General features: G+C 58.0%; 17 protein-coding genes. 10 read left to right on the top strand and 7 right to left on the bottom strand.

Annotated features, from left to right (window positions below; translation table 11 throughout):
• Positions 1–11: 11 nt before the first annotated feature.
• The 4 genes from DWU98_RS11255 to DWU98_RS11270 all read left to right on the top strand — a co-directional run bounded on the left by DWU98_RS11255 (position 12) and on the right by DWU98_RS11270 (position 3,244).
• On the top strand, positions 12–581 hold the full coding sequence (locus DWU98_RS11255; protein WP_115495666.1) for a cysteine hydrolase family protein: 570 nt from the start codon (positions 12–14) through the stop codon (positions 579–581).
• A 249-nt stretch (positions 582–830) separates the two neighbouring features.
• Complete coding sequence (locus DWU98_RS11260; RefSeq protein WP_230474808.1) at positions 831–1,463, top strand: VOC family protein; 633 nt, start codon at positions 831–833, stop codon at positions 1,461–1,463.
• Positions 1,464–1,630: 167 nt separating this feature from the next.
• A complete protein-coding gene (locus DWU98_RS11265) occupies positions 1,631–2,437 on the top strand; it encodes an enoyl-CoA hydratase/isomerase family protein (RefSeq protein WP_230474809.1) in 807 nt (268 codons plus the stop codon).
• Between the two features lie 12 nt (positions 2,438–2,449).
• Positions 2,450–3,244, top strand: coding sequence for an SDR family oxidoreductase (locus DWU98_RS11270; RefSeq protein ID WP_230474810.1), 795 nt, complete (start codon positions 2,450–2,452; stop codon positions 3,242–3,244).
• A 93-nt stretch (positions 3,245–3,337) separates the two neighbouring features.
• Here DWU98_RS11270 and DWU98_RS11275 read toward each other — a convergent pair whose 3' ends face one another.
• Both DWU98_RS11275 and DWU98_RS11280 read right to left on the bottom strand, forming a co-directional pair.
• Positions 3,338–4,765, bottom strand: coding sequence for a heavy metal sensor histidine kinase (locus DWU98_RS11275; protein WP_115495669.1), 1,428 nt, complete (start codon positions 4,763–4,765; stop codon positions 3,338–3,340).
• Positions 4,762–5,439 (bottom strand): heavy metal response regulator transcription factor, encoded by a 678-nt coding sequence (locus DWU98_RS11280; protein ID WP_115495670.1) that lies wholly within the window; start codon positions 5,437–5,439, stop codon positions 4,762–4,764. Before DWU98_RS11280 ends, DWU98_RS11275 begins: the two co-directional genes overlap by 4 nt.
• A gap of 141 nt (positions 5,440–5,580) precedes the next feature.
• On the opposite strand from DWU98_RS11280, the gene DWU98_RS11285 reads away from it, so the two are divergent.
• From DWU98_RS11285 to DWU98_RS11295, 3 genes are read left to right on the top strand one after another with little or no spacing between them, the layout of a single operon-like run.
• Positions 5,581–8,799: an efflux RND transporter permease subunit gene (locus DWU98_RS11285; RefSeq protein WP_115495671.1), complete on the top strand. Its 3,219-nt coding sequence runs from the start codon at positions 5,581–5,583 to the stop codon at positions 8,797–8,799.
• Positions 8,800–8,813: 14 nt separating this feature from the next.
• Positions 8,814–9,980, top strand: coding sequence for an efflux RND transporter periplasmic adaptor subunit (locus tag DWU98_RS11290; RefSeq protein WP_115495672.1), 1,167 nt, complete (start codon positions 8,814–8,816; stop codon positions 9,978–9,980).
• 15 nt (positions 9,981–9,995) lie between these two features.
• Entirely contained in the window at positions 9,996–11,432 is a 1,437-nt protein-coding gene (locus tag DWU98_RS11295) for an efflux transporter outer membrane subunit (protein ID WP_230474811.1), read from the top strand.
• Between the two features lie 106 nt (positions 11,433–11,538).
• On the opposite strand, the gene DWU98_RS11300 is transcribed toward DWU98_RS11295, so the two are convergent.
• A complete protein-coding gene (locus DWU98_RS11300) occupies positions 11,539–11,889 on the bottom strand; it encodes a winged helix-turn-helix transcriptional regulator (protein WP_230474812.1) in 351 nt (116 codons plus the stop codon).
• A 146-nt stretch (positions 11,890–12,035) separates the two neighbouring features.
• Here DWU98_RS11300 and DWU98_RS11305 point away from each other — a divergent pair, with 146 nt between their 5' ends.
• Together DWU98_RS11305 and DWU98_RS11310 are read left to right on the top strand one after the other, a co-directional pair.
• Positions 12,036–12,899, top strand: a complete 864-nt coding sequence (locus DWU98_RS11305) for an NmrA/HSCARG family protein (RefSeq protein WP_115495675.1) — start codon at positions 12,036–12,038, stop codon at positions 12,897–12,899.
• A gap of 190 nt (positions 12,900–13,089) precedes the next feature.
• Complete coding sequence (locus DWU98_RS11310) at positions 13,090–14,988, top strand: M61 family metallopeptidase (RefSeq protein WP_115495849.1); 1,899 nt, start codon at positions 13,090–13,092, stop codon at positions 14,986–14,988.
• Between the two features lie 63 nt (positions 14,989–15,051).
• Here DWU98_RS11310 and DWU98_RS11315 read toward each other — a convergent pair whose 3' ends face one another.
• Positions 15,052–15,957, bottom strand: a complete 906-nt coding sequence (locus tag DWU98_RS11315; protein ID WP_115495676.1) for a LysR family transcriptional regulator — start codon at positions 15,955–15,957, stop codon at positions 15,052–15,054.
• Between the two features lie 114 nt (positions 15,958–16,071).
• Between DWU98_RS11315 and DWU98_RS11320 the strand changes: the two genes are divergently transcribed.
• Positions 16,072–16,926: an NmrA family NAD(P)-binding protein gene (locus DWU98_RS11320; RefSeq protein ID WP_115495677.1), complete on the top strand. Its 855-nt coding sequence runs from the start codon at positions 16,072–16,074 to the stop codon at positions 16,924–16,926.
• A gap of 184 nt (positions 16,927–17,110) precedes the next feature.
• Here DWU98_RS11320 and DWU98_RS11325 read toward each other — a convergent pair whose 3' ends face one another.
• The 3 genes from DWU98_RS11325 to DWU98_RS11340 form a co-directional block, all read right to left on the bottom strand.
• Positions 17,111–17,506, bottom strand: coding sequence for a hypothetical protein (locus tag DWU98_RS11325; RefSeq protein ID WP_147293302.1), 396 nt, complete (start codon positions 17,504–17,506; stop codon positions 17,111–17,113).
• A complete protein-coding gene (locus DWU98_RS21965) occupies positions 17,442–17,732 on the bottom strand; it encodes a hypothetical protein (RefSeq protein WP_115495679.1) in 291 nt (96 codons plus the stop codon). Before DWU98_RS21965 ends, DWU98_RS11325 begins: the two co-directional genes overlap by 65 nt.
• A gap of 519 nt (positions 17,733–18,251) precedes the next feature.
• Positions 18,252–19,058, bottom strand: coding sequence for a hypothetical protein (locus DWU98_RS11340; RefSeq protein ID WP_196239501.1), 807 nt, complete (start codon positions 19,056–19,058; stop codon positions 18,252–18,254).
• Positions 19,059–19,144 lie beyond the last annotated feature (86 nt).

Genomic DNA, 19,144 nt, shown 5'->3' on the forward strand with positions numbered 1-19,144 from the left:
GATACGGCGCCATGACGACGCATCCCTATGACCGGGAGATCACGGCGCTTGTCGTGATCGATCCCTACAACGACTTTTTATCCGAGGGAGGCAAGGCGTGGGGACGCCTTCGCGCCGTCGCAGAAGCAAACGGGTGCGTTCCTCACATACTGCAGGTTCTTAAAGCGGCGCACGCAGCGAAGCTTCGCGTTTTCTATGCACTTCATCATCGCTATCGCCCGGGCGACTACGAGACGTGGAAGTACATCGCCCCCGTTCAAAGGTTAGCCTGGACGAACAAGGCCTTCGAATACGGTAGCTGGGGTGGCGAGATACATCCCGAGTTCGTGCCTAAGCTGGGTGACATCGTCGCCACGGAGCATTGGTGCTCAAGCGGATTTGCCAATACGGATTTGGATCTGCAGCTGGGGAAGCATGGCATCGAGCAGCTCATCATCATGGGACTCCTCGCGCATACCTGCCTTGAATCGACAGTCCGCTTTGCCGCTGAGCTTGGCTATGGGGTGAAGGTAGTAAGCGATGCGACGGCGGACTATTCGGACAAGCAGATGTACGCCGCTCTGGAGGTCAACATTCCCTGATACGCCAGCCACATCGCCACAGCGCAGGAAATCGCCGGCTTGCTGTCTTCCGCCGAGACTGCGGCGCCCAGCGCGCCATAGAACCATGAGTATCCATTGTCGCGTAGGAAGGAATGGCTCAACGCCGACTTTGCTCCGTTCACCACACCTTAGTTGTGCTCAACCCCAAAGGCCGTGTTGCGGTCCTGGCAATCGGAGGTTCCTATGAGCAGCGCTGCAGTCGATATCCCCCTCGCGCGGGGCGTGGACATGAAACTTGAGGTCGTCGTCATCCCTGTCTCGGACGTCGACCGCGCCAAGCGCTTCTATGAAAGCCTAGGGTGGCGGCTAGACGCTGACTACGCCTCAGATGATGGCTACTACCGCGTCATCCAGTTCACGCCGCCCGGTTCCGGATGCTCCGTTATCTTCGGCAAGAACGTCACCGCGGCTCGCCCAGGCTCGGCCCAAGGACTGTACCTGATCGTCACCGACATGGAGTCAGCGCGCAATGAATTAGTCCGCCGGGGCGTGGAGATCGGCGAAGTGTTCCATGACGCTGCCGGCGCTTACGCTGGCCCGGATGAGCCCTACCTGTTCGGGCGCATCCGGGTTGGCGGCTCGCATCCCCAACATGCAAGTTACCGCTCGTTCGCATCGTTCAATGACCCTGATGGCAATGGCTGGTTGTTTCAGGAGATCACCGATCGATTACCCGGTCGCGTGGATACGGACGTCTCGACATTTACCTCGCCGAAAGACCTGGCGGCTGCGCTGCGGCGGGCGGAAGCCGCGCACGGCGAGCACGAGAAGCGTAACGGTGGCCAACGCGACGAGAATTGGCCGGACTGGTACGCCGAATATCTCATTCACGAACAGGCGGGGAAGGAGTTGCCATTGTGAAGATCATGGTGAATGCCGACATGTCGCAGCACTGCGGCTAACGATGCCATCGTATAAGCGGCCGCGCCCCGCGATCACCTTGAACGCAAATCCGGCCCCAACGCTTCCAGGAGATTTGCCATGTCTGCCCTCTCACAGTTCAATATCGATCGCACCTATCCAGGTCGGTGGACGATTACTTTCAGCAACCCACCGATCAATATGTTTGTCCCCGCGACAATCGAAGAATTGGCGACATTGTTGACCGATATCGACGCCAATCCGTGCGTGAAGGTCATCGTGTTCCAGTCGGCGGATCCCGTTTTTTCATCGCCCATCTCGACGTGGCCAAGGCAGCGGAGCGACCTGAGGTGCTGGGTCTTTGGCGCGACGCCGTGCTGCGCCTCTCGTCCTCGCCAGTCGTGAGCATTGCCAAGATTCGCGGCCGCGCACGCGGCATTGGCAATGAGTTCGTGCTGGCCTGTGATATGCGCTTTGCCAGCCGGCAAAATGCCATGTTCGGCAACCCCGAGGTTGGCGTTGGGTTAGTCCCGGGCGGCGGAGCGATGGAATGGCTCCCGCGTTTGGTCGGTCGCTCGCGGGCACTTGAGATTGTCCTCGGTGCCGATGATTTCGACGCGGATATCGCTGAACGTTATGGCTGGGTAAACCGCACGCTGAACGATGCCGACCTCGACGCGTACGTCGATGGGCTCTGCGCGCGGCTGGCATCGTTCGACCGTGAAACGTTGGCCCCGGCGAAGGCACAGATCAATCGATTCGGAACGCCGAGCGCAGCCGAGCTTCAATCGAGCATCGACATGTTCTTCTCGACGCTGGCTTCACCCAGTGCGCAGGCTCGCCGAGTCAAGGTCCGCGGCATGGCTTACGGCGTCCCCGGCGACTTTGAATTGAACTTCGGGCGATACCTCCCCGCGTTCGGGCGCACAGACGCCGATGGCACGCATATGCAGCAGACAGGTCAGCAAAAATAATGACCATGCGTGATGCGTCCGCGATTGTTTTCAACTTCTCTGACGGCCCATGGCAGGCTTAAGGGCGATGCCCTCCCCTTTCTTCTTGCACCTTTGGAGTTTGCTATGAAAATCGAGAACGCTACTGTTCTTGTCACCGGCGCCAATCGCGGGCTCGGTCTGGTATTCACACGCGAGTTGCTCGCCCGCAGCGCCCGCAAGGTCTATGCCGGTGCACGCGACCCTGCATCCATCACGCAACCCGGCGTTCAGCCGCTGCGGCTCGACGTCACCAACGCAGAAGATGTAGCAGCAGCCGCAGAAACGGCGTCAGACGTGACGCTTGTGATCAACAACGCCGGCATCGCTCAGGCCGGCGGCTTCCTTGCACCGGACAGCGAAGATGTCACGCGACGCATTTTCGAGACCAACTTTTTCGCCATGTTGCGCATGAGCAAGGCCTTTGCGCCGGTACTCAAGGCCAATGGCGGTGGCGCATTGCTTAATGTATTGTCGGTCGTCTCATGGGTGAGCGGCGCGATGGCCGCCTATTCGGCGAGCAAGTCAGCCGCCTGGTCGCTTACCAATGCGTTGCGCATCGAACTGGCTGCGCAGAAGACACAGGTGCTCGCGCTGCACATGGGTTTTGTCGATACCGATCTTGCGCGCGGGTTCGACGCCCCGAAGTCCAGTGCTGAAGAGATCGTCAAACGCGCGCTCGACGGGCTCGAATCGGGGCTGGATGAGGTTCTGGCCGATGAACGCACGAGGCAGGTGAAGGAAGGCCTGACGGCAGCCAGACCCATCTACCTGCCGCAGACTGGATGAAGTCGCCGTCCGGATGTTCATTTCAATGGGCCTAAAACAATATCCCCTATGGATGCCCTCGACAGAGAACATACGAAAAGAACCCAACCGCTCTCATTGACCGATGGCGGCAGGCAACGCGCCAACGGTCGGTGTTCGCGGAAATCGGAGATCGAATCTCGTAAGGCCAGCAGATTGGCTCTGCACAACAACCGAACCGCCGTGAAGATCCATGATGCTTTTCACTATCGCCAGTCCAAGTCCGGCTGAATTCGCTGAGCCGCTACGCGATCGATCACCACGGAAGAAACGCTCAAAAATATGCTCCAACTGATCACGCGGAATGCCTACTCCGGGATTCTCGACCGAAACCACCACTTCATCGGCAGTGGCAAAACCCCTTAGAACGACGGTCTCTCTCTGCGGCGTATAGCGAATGGCATTGGCCAATAGGTTGTTGACTGCACGACGGAAGAGCTCCCGATCGGCAAAGACGCTGCCTTCAGCTGATACGTCTATCGATATGCCGGCCTCGGACAATAGCCCTTCGAAGTAGTCCGCCATGGCGCCAAGTTGCTCGGCCAAATCCATCTCCACGATACGCAGCGCGAATTGTGGGTTCTCGGCCCGCGCCAGGAACAAGACGCTTTCGATGGTGCGACTGACCCGCTCGCATTCTTCGATATTGGAACCGAGCAGCGATTCGTATTCAGCGACCGCGCGAGGTCGTGTAAGCGCCACCTCATTCGTTCCACGCAGGTTGCTTAACGGCGTGCGAAGGTCATGGGCCAGGTCTACAGTGAACTGCCACACCCGGGAAAATCCTTGTTCCAATCGTTCCAGCATATCGTTGAGCGACGATGTCAGCTGTTGAAGTTCAACCGGGGTCTGTTCCAAGGACATTCGCGCGTCCAGGCGATGCGCGGTAATGACCCTGGCCTGCGCAGCCATGGCATGAAGCGGGCGCAGCGCACGGCGAACCAGCAGGAAACTCAACATTGCCGCCAGCACCATGGCAGCCACCACAATGGCGGCAATGTCACGCCTGAAGCGTGAGAGCAACACCGCTCTATCCTCGAGCGACCGCGCTACGGCAATCACGATATGCGAACCACCCGCGAGGACGCCCTGTGTCGCGACACCATCGATGGGTGCACCGTTGAGATCGCGCCAGACCTGGACATTCTTCCGCGTGATGCGTTCGTTCGCTTGCGTCGCGGCCATCGGTTGGAGCGGGATGCCGGATGGGTTGTAATCGATGAGAGCGTGGCCGTTCGCGTCGGATATCCGCATGGCGATGGCCGGATCTCCCAGCACAAGGCTGACCATGCGATCGCGATGCTGCGTCACCTCCGCATCCGATTGCACCTCCGCCACCAGACGACGCAAATGGCGTGCCGCAAGCACGATGTTCGTATCGTCCTGTGCGGTTAGACGCAAGGCGAGTGCATCGTAGAGAAGAAAGCCAACCGCCATGAAGCACACGGCGGTGATCGCGATGAACGTCGCAGCAAGTCGTGTGCTTAGCGAAAGGCCGCTCATCCACGTTCTTCCAGATCGAGCACGTAACCGACGCCGCGCACCGTATGAATAAGCTTGGCATCGTGACCGTCATCGATTTTCGCGCGCAAGCGTCGTATCGCTACTTCGACGACGTTGGTGTCGCTGTCGAAATTCATGTCCCACACATAGGAAGCGATCTGCGTACGGCTTAAGACTTCGCCGCGCCGACGCGCCAAAAGTTGAAGTAATGAAAACTCCTTCGGTGTCAGGTCGATCTTCTGGCCCGCTCTGCGTACACGCCTTCGAATAGCGTCGATCTCAAGATCACCGATATGGACATGTTCGACATCTCGAGGCGGCCCGCGGCGCAAAAGGGTGCGGACACGCGCCAGAAGTTCGACAAAAGCAAAGGGCTTGACCAGATAATCATCGCCTCCACACTCAAGTCCGCGCACACGTTCTTCCAGCTCGTCCAGCGCGGTGAGAAAAAGCACGGGTGTTTCTTTCTTTGCGCGTAGCCTTTCCAGCACCGTCCAGCCGTCGATGCCTGGAAGCATGACGTCGAGAATAATCAACTCGTAATCGTCTTCAAGGGCAAGATGCAAGCCGTCGATGCCATTGCAGGCGATGTCGACGGTAAAACCCGATTCCTCGAGCCCCTTTTTCAGGTACTCGCCGGCTTTGCGTTCATCTTCGATCACCAAAAGGCGCATGGAGCGTCTCCGCCGCGTACCCGGAAATCATACGCGGGGGCCCCAAGCGGCGCGATTACAAATTTGTCAGCTTTCCGTCAGGGCCAGGCAAACGCCGCCGACCTAGTCTGCAGCCCGAGCCAACGTGACGGGGAAAGCAGTATGTGGATCGTCCAACTTGCGCTGAAACGGCCTTACACCTTCGTCGTGCTGGCGCTGCTTATCGCGATCATCGGGCCGCTGATGATCCGGCGTACGCCGACGGATATCTTTCCGAATATCAATATTCCGGTACTCAGCATTGTCTGGTCGTACAACGGTTTTTCCGCGACCGACATGGCCAATCGCATCACCACGCCCTACGAACGGGCGTTGACGTCTGACGTCGATAATATTGAGCACATCGAGTCGCAGACGGTTAACGGCGTCGCTGTCGTCAAGGTTTACTTTCACGCCGGCGCCGATATCAATCGCGCCATTGCTGAGGCTTCTGCCAATTCGCAATCGCTGCTGCGCGTATTACCGCCGGGGACGTTGCCGCCGCTGATCATTTCCTACAACGCATCCACCGTACCGATCCTGCAACTGGCGCTGTCCAGCAAGACGCTGTCGGAACAACAGCTTTACGATCTTGGCAATAACTTCATCCGCACGCAGCTGGCTACCGTGCAGGGCGCAGCGGTGCCGTTGCCGTTCGGCGGTAAGGTGCGTCAGGTGATGGTCGATATCGATTCGCAGGCGATGCAAGCCAAGGGGCTGTCTCCGCTCGACGTCGTCAACGCTGTCAACGCGCAGAGCCTGATTCTTCCGGGTGGCACCGCGAAGATCGGCGCACTGGAATACAACGTCAATCTGAATGGCAGCACCAATTCGATAGCCGCACTCAACAATCTGCCGATCAAAGCGACGCAAGGTGGCGTGATTTATCTGCGCGACGTGGCGACGGTGCGCGATGGCTATGCGCCGCAGACGAATATCGTGCGCGTAGACGGCGTACGTTCAGCCCTTTTGCAAGTGGAGAAGACCGGGGATGCGTCGACGCTCGACATCATCGCCAACGTCAAGGCGCTACTGCCGAAAATCGCGTCGGGTTTGCCGAAGGCACTGGTCATAAAGCCGGTTTCGGATCAGTCGATTTTTGTCAGCGCGGCGGTAAGTGGCGTGGTGCGCGAGGGCGTGATCGCAGCCGGTCTCACTGCGGTGATGATTCTGCTGTTTCTCGGTAGCTGGCGTTCCACGCTTATCATCGCGGCGACCATTCCGCTGTCGATTCTGACGTCATTGATCGTACTTTCGTGTCTTGGCGAGACGATCAACATCATGACGCTGGGTGGTCTGGCGCTGGCAGTAGGCATTCTGGTCGATGACGCGACCGTGGCAATCGAGAACATCAGCCATCATCTGGAGCGCAGCAAACCGCTGATGACCGCCATCGTCGACGCATCCGCGGAGATTGCGCTACCGACACTGGTTTCGACGCTGTCGATCTGCATTGTCTTCTTGCCCATGTTTCTGCTGCCGGGCGTTGCGCGCTATTTGTTCGTGCCGCTGGCGGATGCGGTGGTGTTCGCTATGCTAGCGTCGTATTTCTTCTCGCGCACGCTGGTTCCGACCCTGGCGATGTATCTGCTGCGCCACGAGTGCAAGGGAACCGCTGGCGCAAAGCAGAGCACGCATGCGCTGGCGCGCTTTCAGCGGCGCTTCGAGCGCGGATTCAAAGCGCTTGGCGAGCACTATCACGCACTGTTGCATCACGCGCTCGCGCACCCCGGCAAGGTTGCCGTGACATTTGCCGCGATCTGTCTCGGTTCGATGCTGCTGCTGCCGGTGCTCGGGCGCGATTTCTTTCCGACCTCCGATACCGGCGAGATCCGTTTGCACATGCGTGTGAAAACAGGAACGCGGATTGAGCAGACGGCGCGATTGGTCGATCTGGCCGAGCAGAGGATCCGTGAGCTTATTCCGCCATCGCAACTGTCCGGCATCCTGGACAATATCGGCCTGCCGGTAAGCGGCATCAATCTCACCTACGATTCATCGTCCCCGGTCGGCTCTGCGGACGCCGATATCCTTATTACGCTCAAGCCCGGCCACAAGCCGACGCAGCAATACGTTTCGTTGTTGCGCGAAAAGCTCAATCAGGATTTTCCCGGCACCAGCTTCTCGTTCCTGCCAGCGGACATCATCAGCCAGATTCTCGATTTCGGCCTGCCCTCCCCGATCGATGTACAGATCGTCGGCAACAATGAGACAGCCAATCGCGCCACGGCGGAGAAACTGTTGCAGGCATTCCGCAAAGTGCCAGGTCTGGTCGACCCCCGCATCCAGCAGCCGGATGATGCGCCTGCCATCAACGTAAAGGTTGATCGAACGAAGGCGATCGAGGCCGGTTTCCAGCAACGAACGATTGCGCAGAACCTCTTGATAGCGCTTTCTGGAAGTTCGCAAACGACGCCCAATTTCTGGCTGAATCCCAAGAATGGCGTCAGTTACCCACTGATGACGGAGTCCCCGCAGTACACCATCGACTCGCTGCAGGCGCTGGGCAATATCCCTTTGAATGCGACCCTTGGCAGCGGCACGGCGCCTCCATCGGGCCAGACGGTGCCGATTCTCGGATCGCTGAGCACGTTTCAGCGCACTAACCAGGATGCGGTGGTCTCCCATTACAACGTGCAGCCGGTGATCGATATTTTCGCCGGCGTGCAGGGGCGTGACCTCGGCGCAGTGGCTGGCGATATTTCGCGGCTGGTCGATCAAGCGCGCGCCGGCCTTGGCGGTGGATCGAGTATAGAGATTCGCGGCGAAGTTCAGACCATGCAGTCGTCGTTCCATGGATTGCTGCTTGGACTTCTTTTCGCCGTCGGGCTGGTCTATGCGCTGATGGTGGTGAACTTCCAATCGTGGATCGATCCGCTGGTGATCATCTGCGCGCTGCCTGGCGCACTCGCCGGCATTGTCTGGATGTTGTTTGTGACCGGCACAACGGTGAGCGTGCCGGCCCTGACCGGCTCGATCATGTGCATCGGCATTGCCACGGCCAACAGCATTCTGGTGGTGAGCTTCGCGCGCGAGCGCCTTGCCTCCGGCGCAACCGCGCTCGATGCGGCCTTTGACGCGGGCCGCAGCCGCTTCCGGCCTGTGTTGATGACGGCGCTGGCGATGTTGATCGGCATGTTGCCGATGGCAATTGGACTGGGCGATGGCGGCGAGCAGAACGCGCCATTGGGCCGCGCCGTTATCGGCGGCTTGATGTTCGGCACCCTCTCCACGTTGATCTTCGTGCCGACCTTGTTTGCCGCCGCCCAAGGCTGCTTGCAACGCCGTCGTGCTGCCATCGCGCCGGCAAATCTGTCACTCGACACTGAATCAAAATCCTGACGGGGAATACGGTCATGGCTACGCAACCCAAATCACGTTCGTCCAGATCGACGCTGATGCTTCGGCTCATACCCGGTGCCGTCGTGGTACTCGCACTGGGTATCGGCGCAGCGCCACGACTCATCGCGCACATGGCGGTGAATCGCCAGACGCAGTCGCTGAGCGAACCCACTGTGGCCGTAGTCCGTCCCACTGCTGCACCCGAGAGGCGGACGATCGATCTGCCCGGTGACGTGCAGGCTTTCCAGGCTACACGCATCTACGCGAGAACGAACGGTTACCTGAGTCACTGGTACACCGATATAGGCACCCAAGTGCAAGCCGGTCAGCTACTGGCCACTATCGACGCGCCTGAAGTCGATGCGCAACTGCAGCAAGCGAGGGCAGACGCGGATACGGAGCTCGCCGATTACCGCATTGCAAAAATCACGTCGGATCGGTGGCAGCAGCTGCTTGCCACTAACTCCGTTTCGCGCCAGTCCGCACAGGAAAACCTCAGCGCCATGCAGGCGAAGCAGGCCGCGCTGGCCGCGGCGAATGCAAACGTGGCACGTCTGGAACAGATGCAGTCCTACGAGAAGGTTTATGCGCCGTTTGCCGGCACGATTACGCGTCGCAATATCGATACAGGCTCGCTTATCGACGCGGGCAGCAACGGCGGCGCGCCTGCTGCGTTGTTCGACCTGGCCGAGATCGATCGCTTGCGTGTTTTCGTCGATGTTCCGCAAGATCAGGCGCCCGAGGTTGTCGCTGGAACGACCGCCCAATTGAGCCTGCCGCAATATCCGGGACGTCTATTCAGCGGTGTCGTGGCGCGCACATCGGGCGCCATCGATCCCGTCAGTCGCACGCTGCGTGTAGAGGTCGACGTCGACAACAAGAACGACGCGATTCTTCCGGGCGCCTTTGCGCAAGTGCATTTGGGTCTGACCAATTCACGACCCGGACTCAGCCTGCCCGCGAACGCCTTGCTGTTCCGACCGACAGGTGTGGAGGTGGCGGTGGTGAACGATCAGGGCAAAGTTCAGCTGATACCGGTTGTCCTGGGTCGCGATTTCGGTACGCGTGTAGAGATTCGAAGCGGGCTGCGCGGCTACGAACGCGTGATTGTCAATCCTGGCGATGCGATTAGCGGGGGCCAGTCCGTGCGTGTGTCGCCGACAGCGGTTGCATCGACCTGATTGCCGGAGAACGCCATGAATGAAAAAATCACCAAACTCGTTGCAATGATCGCTGCGTTGACAGTCGCTACATTGACAGGCTGCACACCTGGACCGGCGTATGTACGGCCGAGTGTTGCGGTCCCGGATCACTACAAGGGCATCGGCGCCACCACGCCGCCACCCGGCTGGAAGTCAGCCGTACCGCAAGACAGCCTCGATCGAGGCGCATGGTGGACGGTTTTCCACGACGCACCACTCGACGCACTGGAATCGCGTGTCACCGTTTCCAACCAGACCATCAAGCAGGCCGTGGCGAATCTGCAACAGGCGCAAGCACTGGTCGGTGAAGCGCGTGCGGCTTATATGCCGACCATCAGCGCCGGCGTGGCCGTCAATCGCAATCACACATCGAAAAACGTCGTTGGCCGATCGCTCGCCGGCAAGACGGTTTCCGATTACGCGGCTGGGGCAGATGTCGAATGGGAACCCGATCTTTTCGACCGCATCGGACACGAAGTAGATGCAGCCCATGCACGCGCGCAGGCGAGTCAGGCCGATCTCGAGTCCGTCACGCTGAGCATGCATGCGCAGCTGGCGATGGATTACATCGATCTGCGCGAACTGGACATCGAAGCAGATTTGCTCAACCGCAGCGTGACCGTTTATGCGCAGGCGCGCGATATCGTCAAACACCGCTTCGATGCGGGCATCGCGCCTGCTTCTGACGTGGCCGAGGCGGAAAGCCAGGTTCAAGCCACTCAAGCGCAGTTGATTGACCTCGGCGCGAGCCGGGCACGTTACGAAGACGCCATCGCCATGTTGATTGGTGTACCTGCCTCAAGTTTCAGCATGCCGCCGAGGGAAGAGACCATGACGTTGCCATCCATCCCCACCGGCGTTCCATCCGACTTATTGGAAAGGCGCCCAGATATCGCCGCCGCCGAACGCCGCGTTGCCGCCGCAAATGCCGACGTCGGGGAGGCCACTTCAGCCTTCTTTCCCGACTTGATGCTTTCGGCTTCGGGCGGCGTGGAGTCGTCTACCCTGGCGCAATGGGCAAGTCTTCCGAGTCATTTCTGGAGCATCGGTCCGGCGCTTGTCGGCACACTGTTCGACGGGGGACGCCGCAAGCAGGCCTTGAAGGCCGCCGAAGCCAAACAGGATGCGGCGACTGCTGTCTATCGGCAGACCGTGCTCAGCGCCTTCCAGGAAGTGGAAGACAACCTGGCATCGCTCAACGTATTGCGCAACGAGGCACTCGTGCAGCGACGCGCGGTCGACGCATCGACCGAAGCACTTCGTCTTGCCATGAATCGCTATCAGGCCGGTGCCATCGACTACCTTGAGGTCGTTTCTGCGCAAAGCACCAATCTCGAACAGACGCAGTATCTCAGCCAGTTGTCACAACGGCGTCTGGATTCCGACATTCTTCTGATAAAGGCCTTGGGCGGCCCATGGAAACCGGGCTGATCTAAAACCTTCGCGTAGCACCGGCCGATCCTTCTAAAGCCAGTTGAAGTTACTGCCTAAGCCAACCCCGCGTCCTGGACAGTTGATACCCTCTGTTCAGGATTATCTAGGCGACATCCTTTTGCGTGGGTAAGTTGCCAATCCGCTTCATATGTTTTGTTCCCCATTCGCACAGGGGTTGCAGTACTTCTCGAAGTTCCGTACCGAAAGGCGTTAAGGAATATTCCACGCGCGGTGGAATCTCGTGGAAATCCTTCCGCTTCACGATACCGTCCAGCTCCATTTCCTTAAGTTCCTGTATCAGCATTTTCTCGCTGATGCCGGCAACGACTCGCTTCAACTCGCCAAAGCGTCGGGCATCTTGGCCAATTCCCCACAGGATGAGGCACTTCCACTTGCCGCCGATAATGGCAAGCGAAGCCTCTAGACCACAACTATAAGCCCTCTTTTTTTTCACTGCGCTTTCTCCCATCACTTACCAAAAGGTAGGTACTTGTCAATACGAAACCATCAGGCTGAGAATACGCCGGCACAAACCAAATGGACACGGTTAGACCTTGACGCAGGGAGAGCAATCATATCCTTGAGAGGGGAGCATCTCCCGTGTCGAAGAACAGCGGACGAACCATTTTAATAACAGGCGCTACTGGTAGGCAGGGAGGCGCGGTCTACCGGCACCTGCAGAAGAAAGGCTTCACATTGCGCGCACTGGTGCGGGATCCCGAGAGCGACCAAGCACGTCAGCTGATGGGGAACGGGCAGGCAGTAGTTCAGGGAAGTTTCGATGATTCTGACAGCCTGATGCGCGCGATGGACGGCGTGTACGGCGTGTTCTCCGCGCAGCCCTACACGGCCCGTGAGATCGAGCAAGGCGCGGCGGTGATCGATGCGGCGAAGCGGCAGGGCGTCAGTCATTTCGTTTACAGTTCCGTCGGCTCAGCTGACGAAGAGACCGGTATTCCTCACTTCGAAAGCAAAATCGAAGTGGAAGCGCATCTGCGGTCGAGCGGCTTGCCGTATACGATCGTGCGGCCGGTATTCTTTATGGAGAATTGGCAGAAGAACCTGTTCGGCGAGTCGATTCGGAACGGGCAGCTCCAGCAACCGTTAAGTCCGACGACTCACTTGCAGATGGTGGCCGTAGATGATATTGGCGCGTTCGCGGCACTTGCGTTTGAGCATCCCGACACGTGGAAGAACAGGACATTTTCACTGGCGGGCGATGAACTATCGATGCAGCAGATCGCTGACGCATTTAGCCGTGTGACTGCGCAAGATGTGAAGTACGCTCAGGTTCCCTGGAGCCAGTTCGAGAAGAACGCGGGACGGGAATTGACGGTGATGTACCACTGGTTCGAAGAGAAAGGCTTTCACTTCGACATTGAAGAGGCGCGGCGCGAATGTCCGCAGACCCACACCTTCAATCAATGGTTGGATGTGTACTGGGACACGACGTCGGGGGAATAACCAAATGCCATATCCGTGCAAATGGAAGTCATGCCCACTATTGGCAACGCCCCATCCAGTCACCCATGGCAAAAGCACTATTGTCTTTATTGCGTACTCGACGCTCAAATATCGGCGATTGATTGCAATTCCTAGCACGTTTACTGCCCTTGAATGAAGGGTGCGCGTGCCGGAAAGCGAGGAACCAATGATGCGTCCGACTTATCCCCATTGTTTGACCAGCTTTCTGTGCGTCTGCACACTCGCTGCCAACCAGGTCACCGTCGCTCAGGATTTGCCGCAAGCGCTGGACAAACCCTATCCAGGCGAGCTCAAGTTAAGCGTCGATATGACGCATGCTCCGTTGCGTATCTTCCAGATCGACGAAGACATTCCTGTTCGTAGCGGTCCCATAGACCTCTATTATCCCAAATGGATACCGGGTGATCACTCGCCATCCGGGCCCCTCCGAGACATCGCGGGACTTGTCATCACGGGTAATGGTAAGTCGATTCCCTGGCGTCGCGACCTCAAGGAGATGTATGCGATTCATCTGACTGTGCCGCCCGGCGTCGAGACGCTTAAATTATCCTTTCAATTCTTATCGCCAGCGACCGGTATCGAGATGGCCGCTACAAGCGCATTGGCCGTACTCGAATTCAATGGCGTTGCGTTTTATCCCGCGGGATTCTTCGCGCGCGATATCCGCGTCGCCCCTAGCGTGACATTTCCTTCGGGCTGGAAATTTGCCACGGCGCTAAAGGTTGCAAGTCAGACAGGTAACACGGTTTCGTTTGAATCGGTGAGTTTCAATAATTTAGTCGACTCTCCCGTAATCGCTGGCCAATACTTCAATCGCATTGACCTTGCTCCCGGGGCGAGTACGCCTGTGATGCTCGATATCGTAGGCGATTCGCAAAGTGATGTGGCTATAACGCCCAAGGAGATTGCTGGATTGCGCAATGTCGTTACGCAAGCAAATAGACTCTTTGATGCTCACCACTACGAACACTACGACTTTTTGGCAACCCTCACTGATCAGGCCCACCATTTTGGCCTGGAACATCACCAGTCCAGCGATAACCGGTTGCCGGCAGATTTCTTCAAGGACCCGGATGGGTATTTACTGGACGAAGACCTGATGCCGCACGAGTTCGTGCATTCCTGGAACGGAAAATTCAGGCGTCCCGAAGATCTTTGGACGCCAACGTTTATGGAACCCATGCAAGACGATCTTCTGTGGGTTTATGAGGGGCTAACCGAGTATTGGTGTGGTGTTCTGACCACTCGCGCAGGCATTTGGACCCCGACGGAGTATCGCCAGTCGCTTGCTAGCGTCGCATCCATCATGGCGAACCGCACGGGCCGAACATGGCGCTCGCTGCAAGATACGGCCGACTCCGCCCAGCTTCTCTACAGTAGTCCAAGTGAGTGGATCAACTACCGGCGCGCGACGGATTTTTATCCAGAAGGCCAACTTCTATGGCTCGACGTAGATACCAAGATAAGGAGCCTGTCACACGGAAAACGCTCCCTGGATGATTTCGCCAAACTCTTTTTTGGCATGGACAACGGCAGCTATGTCACGAAAACGTACACCTACGATGAGCTGATAAGCGCGCTGAACAGCATTCAGCGTTACGACTGGAACACCTTCCTGCGTCAACGGCTTGATTACACGGGCAATGACCTCCCCGAGCATGGCATCCAGGCTGGTGGCTGGAATGTTGTCTATGACGATGTACCCAACGTCATTGAAAAGAGCATCGAAAAAATCCACCCGGGCATCAATCTTTCCAACTCGCTAGGCATCACCGTATCCGATAACGGAGTTATCCGTGATGTGCAATGGGATAGCGCTGCCGCGAAAGCGGGCTTGGTTCCCGGGCTTAGCATTGTTGCCGTTAATGGAAAAAACTTTGACCGCAATGTTCTTTTGGATGCCATTAGAGACGCACATCTCACTGCGACGGCGATGGTGTTCTTAGTCAAGAACAACGATGCATTCAGCACCGTACAACTCAATTATCACGGCGGTTTGAGATATGCACACCTGGTACGCACCCATGGCGAGGATCTGATTGACGAAATTACGCGACCGCTTAATTGATTACGGTCTCCATACCACAGGCATCGCCAGTATCGGACCACATCGGCGGCGCCTTTAAAAAAATCAGCACTGCAACGAAACCACAAAATCCAAAAAGGCCCGTGTCTTGGCGGGCACGTACAGTCGCGACGGATACAGTGCATAGAGCGGAAAACGCTCATCGGGCCAATCCGGAAACAGTTCCACCAGTTTGCCGCTAGCGAGTAGCGACTCCACGCCGAAGGCCATCACCTGAGCAATGCCATAGCCGGCGGCGCAAACGCTGTGCATGGTGCCGACGTCGTTGACGGTTAACGATCCGCGGGTGGGGACGGAGAGTTTCTTGCGTCCGCGTTGGAACTCCCATTCGAAGGGGCGGCCCGTCTCCGGATCGCGGTATTGAATGCACGCATGGTCGTCCTTGCTCAAGTCCGTAGGGGTAATCGGGCGCCCGTGACGTTTTAGATAAGCAGGGGAAGCCACGGTCAGAATGCGTGTGTCCAGCAATTTGCGGGCGATCAGGCTGGAAGGTCTGGGTTCGCCAAAGCGGACGGCCAGGTCAAAACCCTCGGCCACCATGTCACCCATTTTGTCGTGGGTGACCAGCTCCAATTGCAAATCAGGGTGTTTCTTCAGAAACGTGCCCAGAGGTGGACCGAGCGCCACGCGCGAAAAGAACGGATCCACGTTCACGCGCAAACGGCCGCGTACCGCGGTGCGGCCCTGCGCGGCGGTAGCGGCAGCTTCTTCCAAACCACTTAGCAGTGGCATTACGTCCGCATAAAAGCGCTGCCCTTCATCAGTCAGGCTGACGGAGCGGGTGGTACGGTCGAACAGGCGGATGCCCAGTCGCGCTTCCAGTCTCGCAATGGCCCGGCTGACGCCGGGCTGCGACATGCTTAGCGCTTCACCGGCACCGACGAAGCTGCCGCTGTCCACAATAGCGGCCAGGACGCTCATACCGTTCAGTAGACGTTCGTCGAAAGCCATAAAGATGCCATTTCGTCATGAATGTTATGACATCTATGTTATCGCGAAATAACCTCAGGACGACCAAGATACCGTCCGGTGCAATGCTGGATCGCTGCAGCCTGGAGCTAGACAATGTTTACCGTTATGGGTGTAACCGGACAGGTGGGCAGCCAGGTAGCGCATAACCTGTTGCGCGCGAACAAACCGGTAAGGGTGGTGGTGCGTGAGGCTGCCAAGGCCACCGAATGGCTGGCAAGGGGTTGTGATGTGACGGTCGCCTCAATCGAGGATCGCGCGGGTTTGGCAAAAGCCTTTGCCGGCACAGAGGGCGTCTTTCTGATGATTCCCCCCGACTACGACCCGGCACCGGGGTTCCCCAAGATTCAGACGATCATCGAAAACGTCCGCGCAGCGGTGCGCGCGGCAAAGCCGGGTAAGTTGGTATTCCTCTCGACCGTGGGAGCCCACGTCGAGCGCCTTTCCCTGCTCAACAACTCGCGCATGATGGAGCACGCATTGCGCACGCTGGGTGTGCCAGTAGGTTTTCTGCGCGCTGCGTGGTTCATGGAGAACGCCCGTTGGGACACCGAGTCGGCGAAAGGCGGGGTCATGCCCAGTTTTCTACAGCCGCTGGATCACCCCATCCCGATGGTTGCAACGGCCGACATCGCCCGGGTTCTCGCCACCATGCTGCAGGAATCGTGGGACGACACACGCGTGGTCGAGCTGGAAGGGCCGCGCCGCTACAGCGCGAACGATATCGCCACCGGCTTCGCCGCTGCCCTTGGCCATGCGGTGCGTGCAGAGCCGGTGCCTCGCGATACATGGGAATCGCTGTGCCGTGCGCAGGGCATGCAGTATCCAGAGCCTCGCATGTTTATGATCGACGGATTCAACGAAGGCTGGATCGATTTCGAGTTTGAGTCTCAGCAGCGCGCATACGGTAGCGTGCCGCTGGAACAGGTATTGCGCGAACTCATCGCCTGAGCCTGAGGTACGTTTCCTCGACGATACGAGAGAAAACGATGCGCACTCTTGACACATACCGTCTTGATCGTTGGAGCCTCACCGGGTCTCGGCCTCGCCCCGGCAAAGAAATGCCTCACACGTGGCGCAAACAATCGCGGCCGCACGATGGCGGCCGCGTTGCATGGTGGTCGTTGCGTAGAACTCAGAAACGGTATTCGAGAGTGCCGCCGTAGATGCTGGTGCCGAAATGGCCCTTCCAGATGCCGGGGGCTTCCGATTGGTAGTTGTCGTAATTCAGGCTTATGCCCAGGTGTTGGTTGAAGTCATAACCCACGCCTGCGCCCACATAAAAGCCGTTCCCCGTGGCACTTGCCGTACCCGATAGCGCACCGAGCGTATCGTGAAAATGTTCGTTGGTCTGCGAATGGAACCAACCTGCGCGCGACGAAAAGAACCAGCCGTAGTCGCCAAAATGTTCCTTGAACGTGCCGCCCAGGATTTCACCATTGGTTCTGGCGCTTATACGGACGGGGTCATAAGGACCACCTATGCTGGGCACCAGGCTGTAGTTGGTCCCGGCGACTACCCAAATCCACATAGCCGGTTTCCACGCCCCAGGTAATCGAGTCGTGGGTCCACAGATAGCCCAGACGCACCGCGCCGGCCCAGCTGGTGGGGTCCCTGTCTCGCAGATTGTTGAAGGCAGTATCTTGACCGGCCGCTTCGCCATTAACGAAGAACTGGCCATCCACTGCTGCCATGGCCGACGTGGACGCAATCGCCACGGCCACGCCAATGGCGATCTTTGAAATCCCTATTTTCATTGGAGCCCCTGATAAAAGAGTGGGTTGCTGTCGACAAATGAATGCAACGATCCGACCACTTTGACGTTTGCACCGATCCCCCAGCGCAAACTTTTGCGACCGCAAGGAAATTCGCGGGCCGGGCATTGTCAGCGAAAGCGATGCACTTCGCAAATGATTCGCGGGAGCTCGAAAACGAGATGGAGTTAATGCGCTTGAAAAACCTAAGCCTGCCTGAAGTCGCCATTGAAAGCAGACACTAAATGCGTGAATTTAATGACGCTCGAACTTGAGCAATCCCAGCTTGTTGAGCTGGCTCTCAAGAGCATCCAAGGAGCTCCAGGGCAAGATCGGTGAATTTTGTCGCTCGCCTGGCGGATTCTGAAGCAGTGCATCAGACCAACCTCCACATCCTTCGAGAGGTAATAGTGGTCGATGATGCAGCCACGCGAGACAAACCTCTGAGATGGTGCCAGCACGGCCTCCAATGACGATGCACGCGGCACCGGCACCGGCCCGAGAGGCACTTCATATAAAGCGTTAGCACCACAATTCCTGGCCGACTAGGCGTGGCTTCGCGCATTTCCCAGGAGGCAAGGGCAACTTCCCGCCGGGACGCCACAGGCTCAGCCTCTTCAGGATTCCCGGCATGTCGGAATCGATAACGGGTAGAGAGTTGCCATCCCCATATCGGGTCGCACTGCGATAGCGCAGAACCTGCTTGTATGCGCCGGTGGGCCCAAGCCTGTCGACGGTGATCCAGAAACCGAAGGGGGCGTCGCCGGTTGGTTCAGCAGAGATGATGGCGCCCATCAGCGGGCCATTAGCGATATAGCGGACTTCCTGGTCGTTGTTCTTGTTGGTCTGCTTTTCATATACGACAGTGAAGCTTTCCTGCACATGGTCATAGGCCAGCACTACGGTTGCTAGACGCTGGTCGCCGTCGAGGGAGTGCTTACTGGCGACCTGCATGAAGAGAAGCGGCCGGCCAGCACGAGGATGCTCGATCCGAACGCCGATCAAATAATGCGGATCGGAATACTCGTCGTCTCCCGAGGAGAAACGGAGCACATGATCGAGATCGGGAAAACAGGATGCCCCGCCATCACGAGTAACACAGAGCAGGATTTTTCCGGGTGTAGGATCCATCATCTCCAGCTCGGGAGTATCGGGGCCTTGCAAAGCCATGAAGCGCCAGCCCGATTTAGCGCCGAAAGACTGCGACAAGTCGATCGACGAGATGAGCAGGCCCTGCGAGGGAGGCAGTTTCACCCCCTGCGCCTGAGTTCCACAAACGACAAACGTCAGCAAGAAGGCTAAAAGCGACGGTCGCAGGGTCACTGTCATGTAGATTCTCCAGCCGTTTCGGTTCTTGAGCGTTAGTAACGTCAGCTTTAGGTGGCGGATTCAGCCGGGCAGCGCTCATTAGAGAG

It is taken from the genome of Dyella monticola (assembly GCF_003363155.1).
GTDB lineage: Bacteria > Pseudomonadota > Gammaproteobacteria > Xanthomonadales > Rhodanobacteraceae > Dyella_B > Dyella_B monticola.

Bases quoted from the DNA above. Each gene is read 5' to 3' on its own strand.
- DWU98_RS11295 (WP_230474811.1), top strand. From the start codon at position 9,996: ATGAATGAAAAAATCACCAAACTCGTTGCAATGATCGCTGCGTTGACA.
- DWU98_RS11255 (WP_115495666.1), top strand. From the start codon at position 12: ATGACGACGCATCCCTATGACCGGGAGATCACGGCGCTTGTCGTGATC.
- DWU98_RS11340 (WP_196239501.1), bottom strand. From the start codon at position 19,058: ATGACAGTGACCCTGCGACCGTCGCTTTTAGCCTTCTTGCTGACGTTT.
- DWU98_RS21965 (WP_115495679.1), bottom strand. From the start codon at position 17,732: ATGAAAATAGGGATTTCAAAGATCGCCATTGGCGTGGCCGTGGCGATT.
- DWU98_RS11290 (WP_115495672.1), top strand. From the start codon at position 8,814: ATGGCTACGCAACCCAAATCACGTTCGTCCAGATCGACGCTGATGCTT.
- DWU98_RS11275 (WP_115495669.1), bottom strand. From the start codon at position 4,765: ATGAGCGGCCTTTCGCTAAGCACACGACTTGCTGCGACGTTCATCGCG.
- DWU98_RS11285 (WP_115495671.1), top strand. From the start codon at position 5,581: ATGTGGATCGTCCAACTTGCGCTGAAACGGCCTTACACCTTCGTCGTG.
- DWU98_RS11320 (WP_115495677.1), top strand. From the start codon at position 16,072: ATGTTTACCGTTATGGGTGTAACCGGACAGGTGGGCAGCCAGGTAGCG.
- DWU98_RS11325 (WP_147293302.1), bottom strand. From the start codon at position 17,506: ATGTGGATTTGGGTAGTCGCCGGGACCAACTACAGCCTGGTGCCCAGC.
- DWU98_RS11270 (WP_230474810.1), top strand. From the start codon at position 2,450: ATGCGTCCGCGATTGTTTTCAACTTCTCTGACGGCCCATGGCAGGCTT.
- DWU98_RS11280 (WP_115495670.1), bottom strand. From the start codon at position 5,439: ATGCGCCTTTTGGTGATCGAAGATGAACGCAAAGCCGGCGAGTACCTG.
- DWU98_RS11310 (WP_115495849.1), top strand. From the start codon at position 13,090: ATGCGTCCGACTTATCCCCATTGTTTGACCAGCTTTCTGTGCGTCTGC.
- DWU98_RS11315 (WP_115495676.1), bottom strand. From the start codon at position 15,957: ATGGCTTTCGACGAACGTCTACTGAACGGTATGAGCGTCCTGGCCGCT.
- DWU98_RS11260 (WP_230474808.1), top strand. From the start codon at position 831: ATGAAACTTGAGGTCGTCGTCATCCCTGTCTCGGACGTCGACCGCGCC.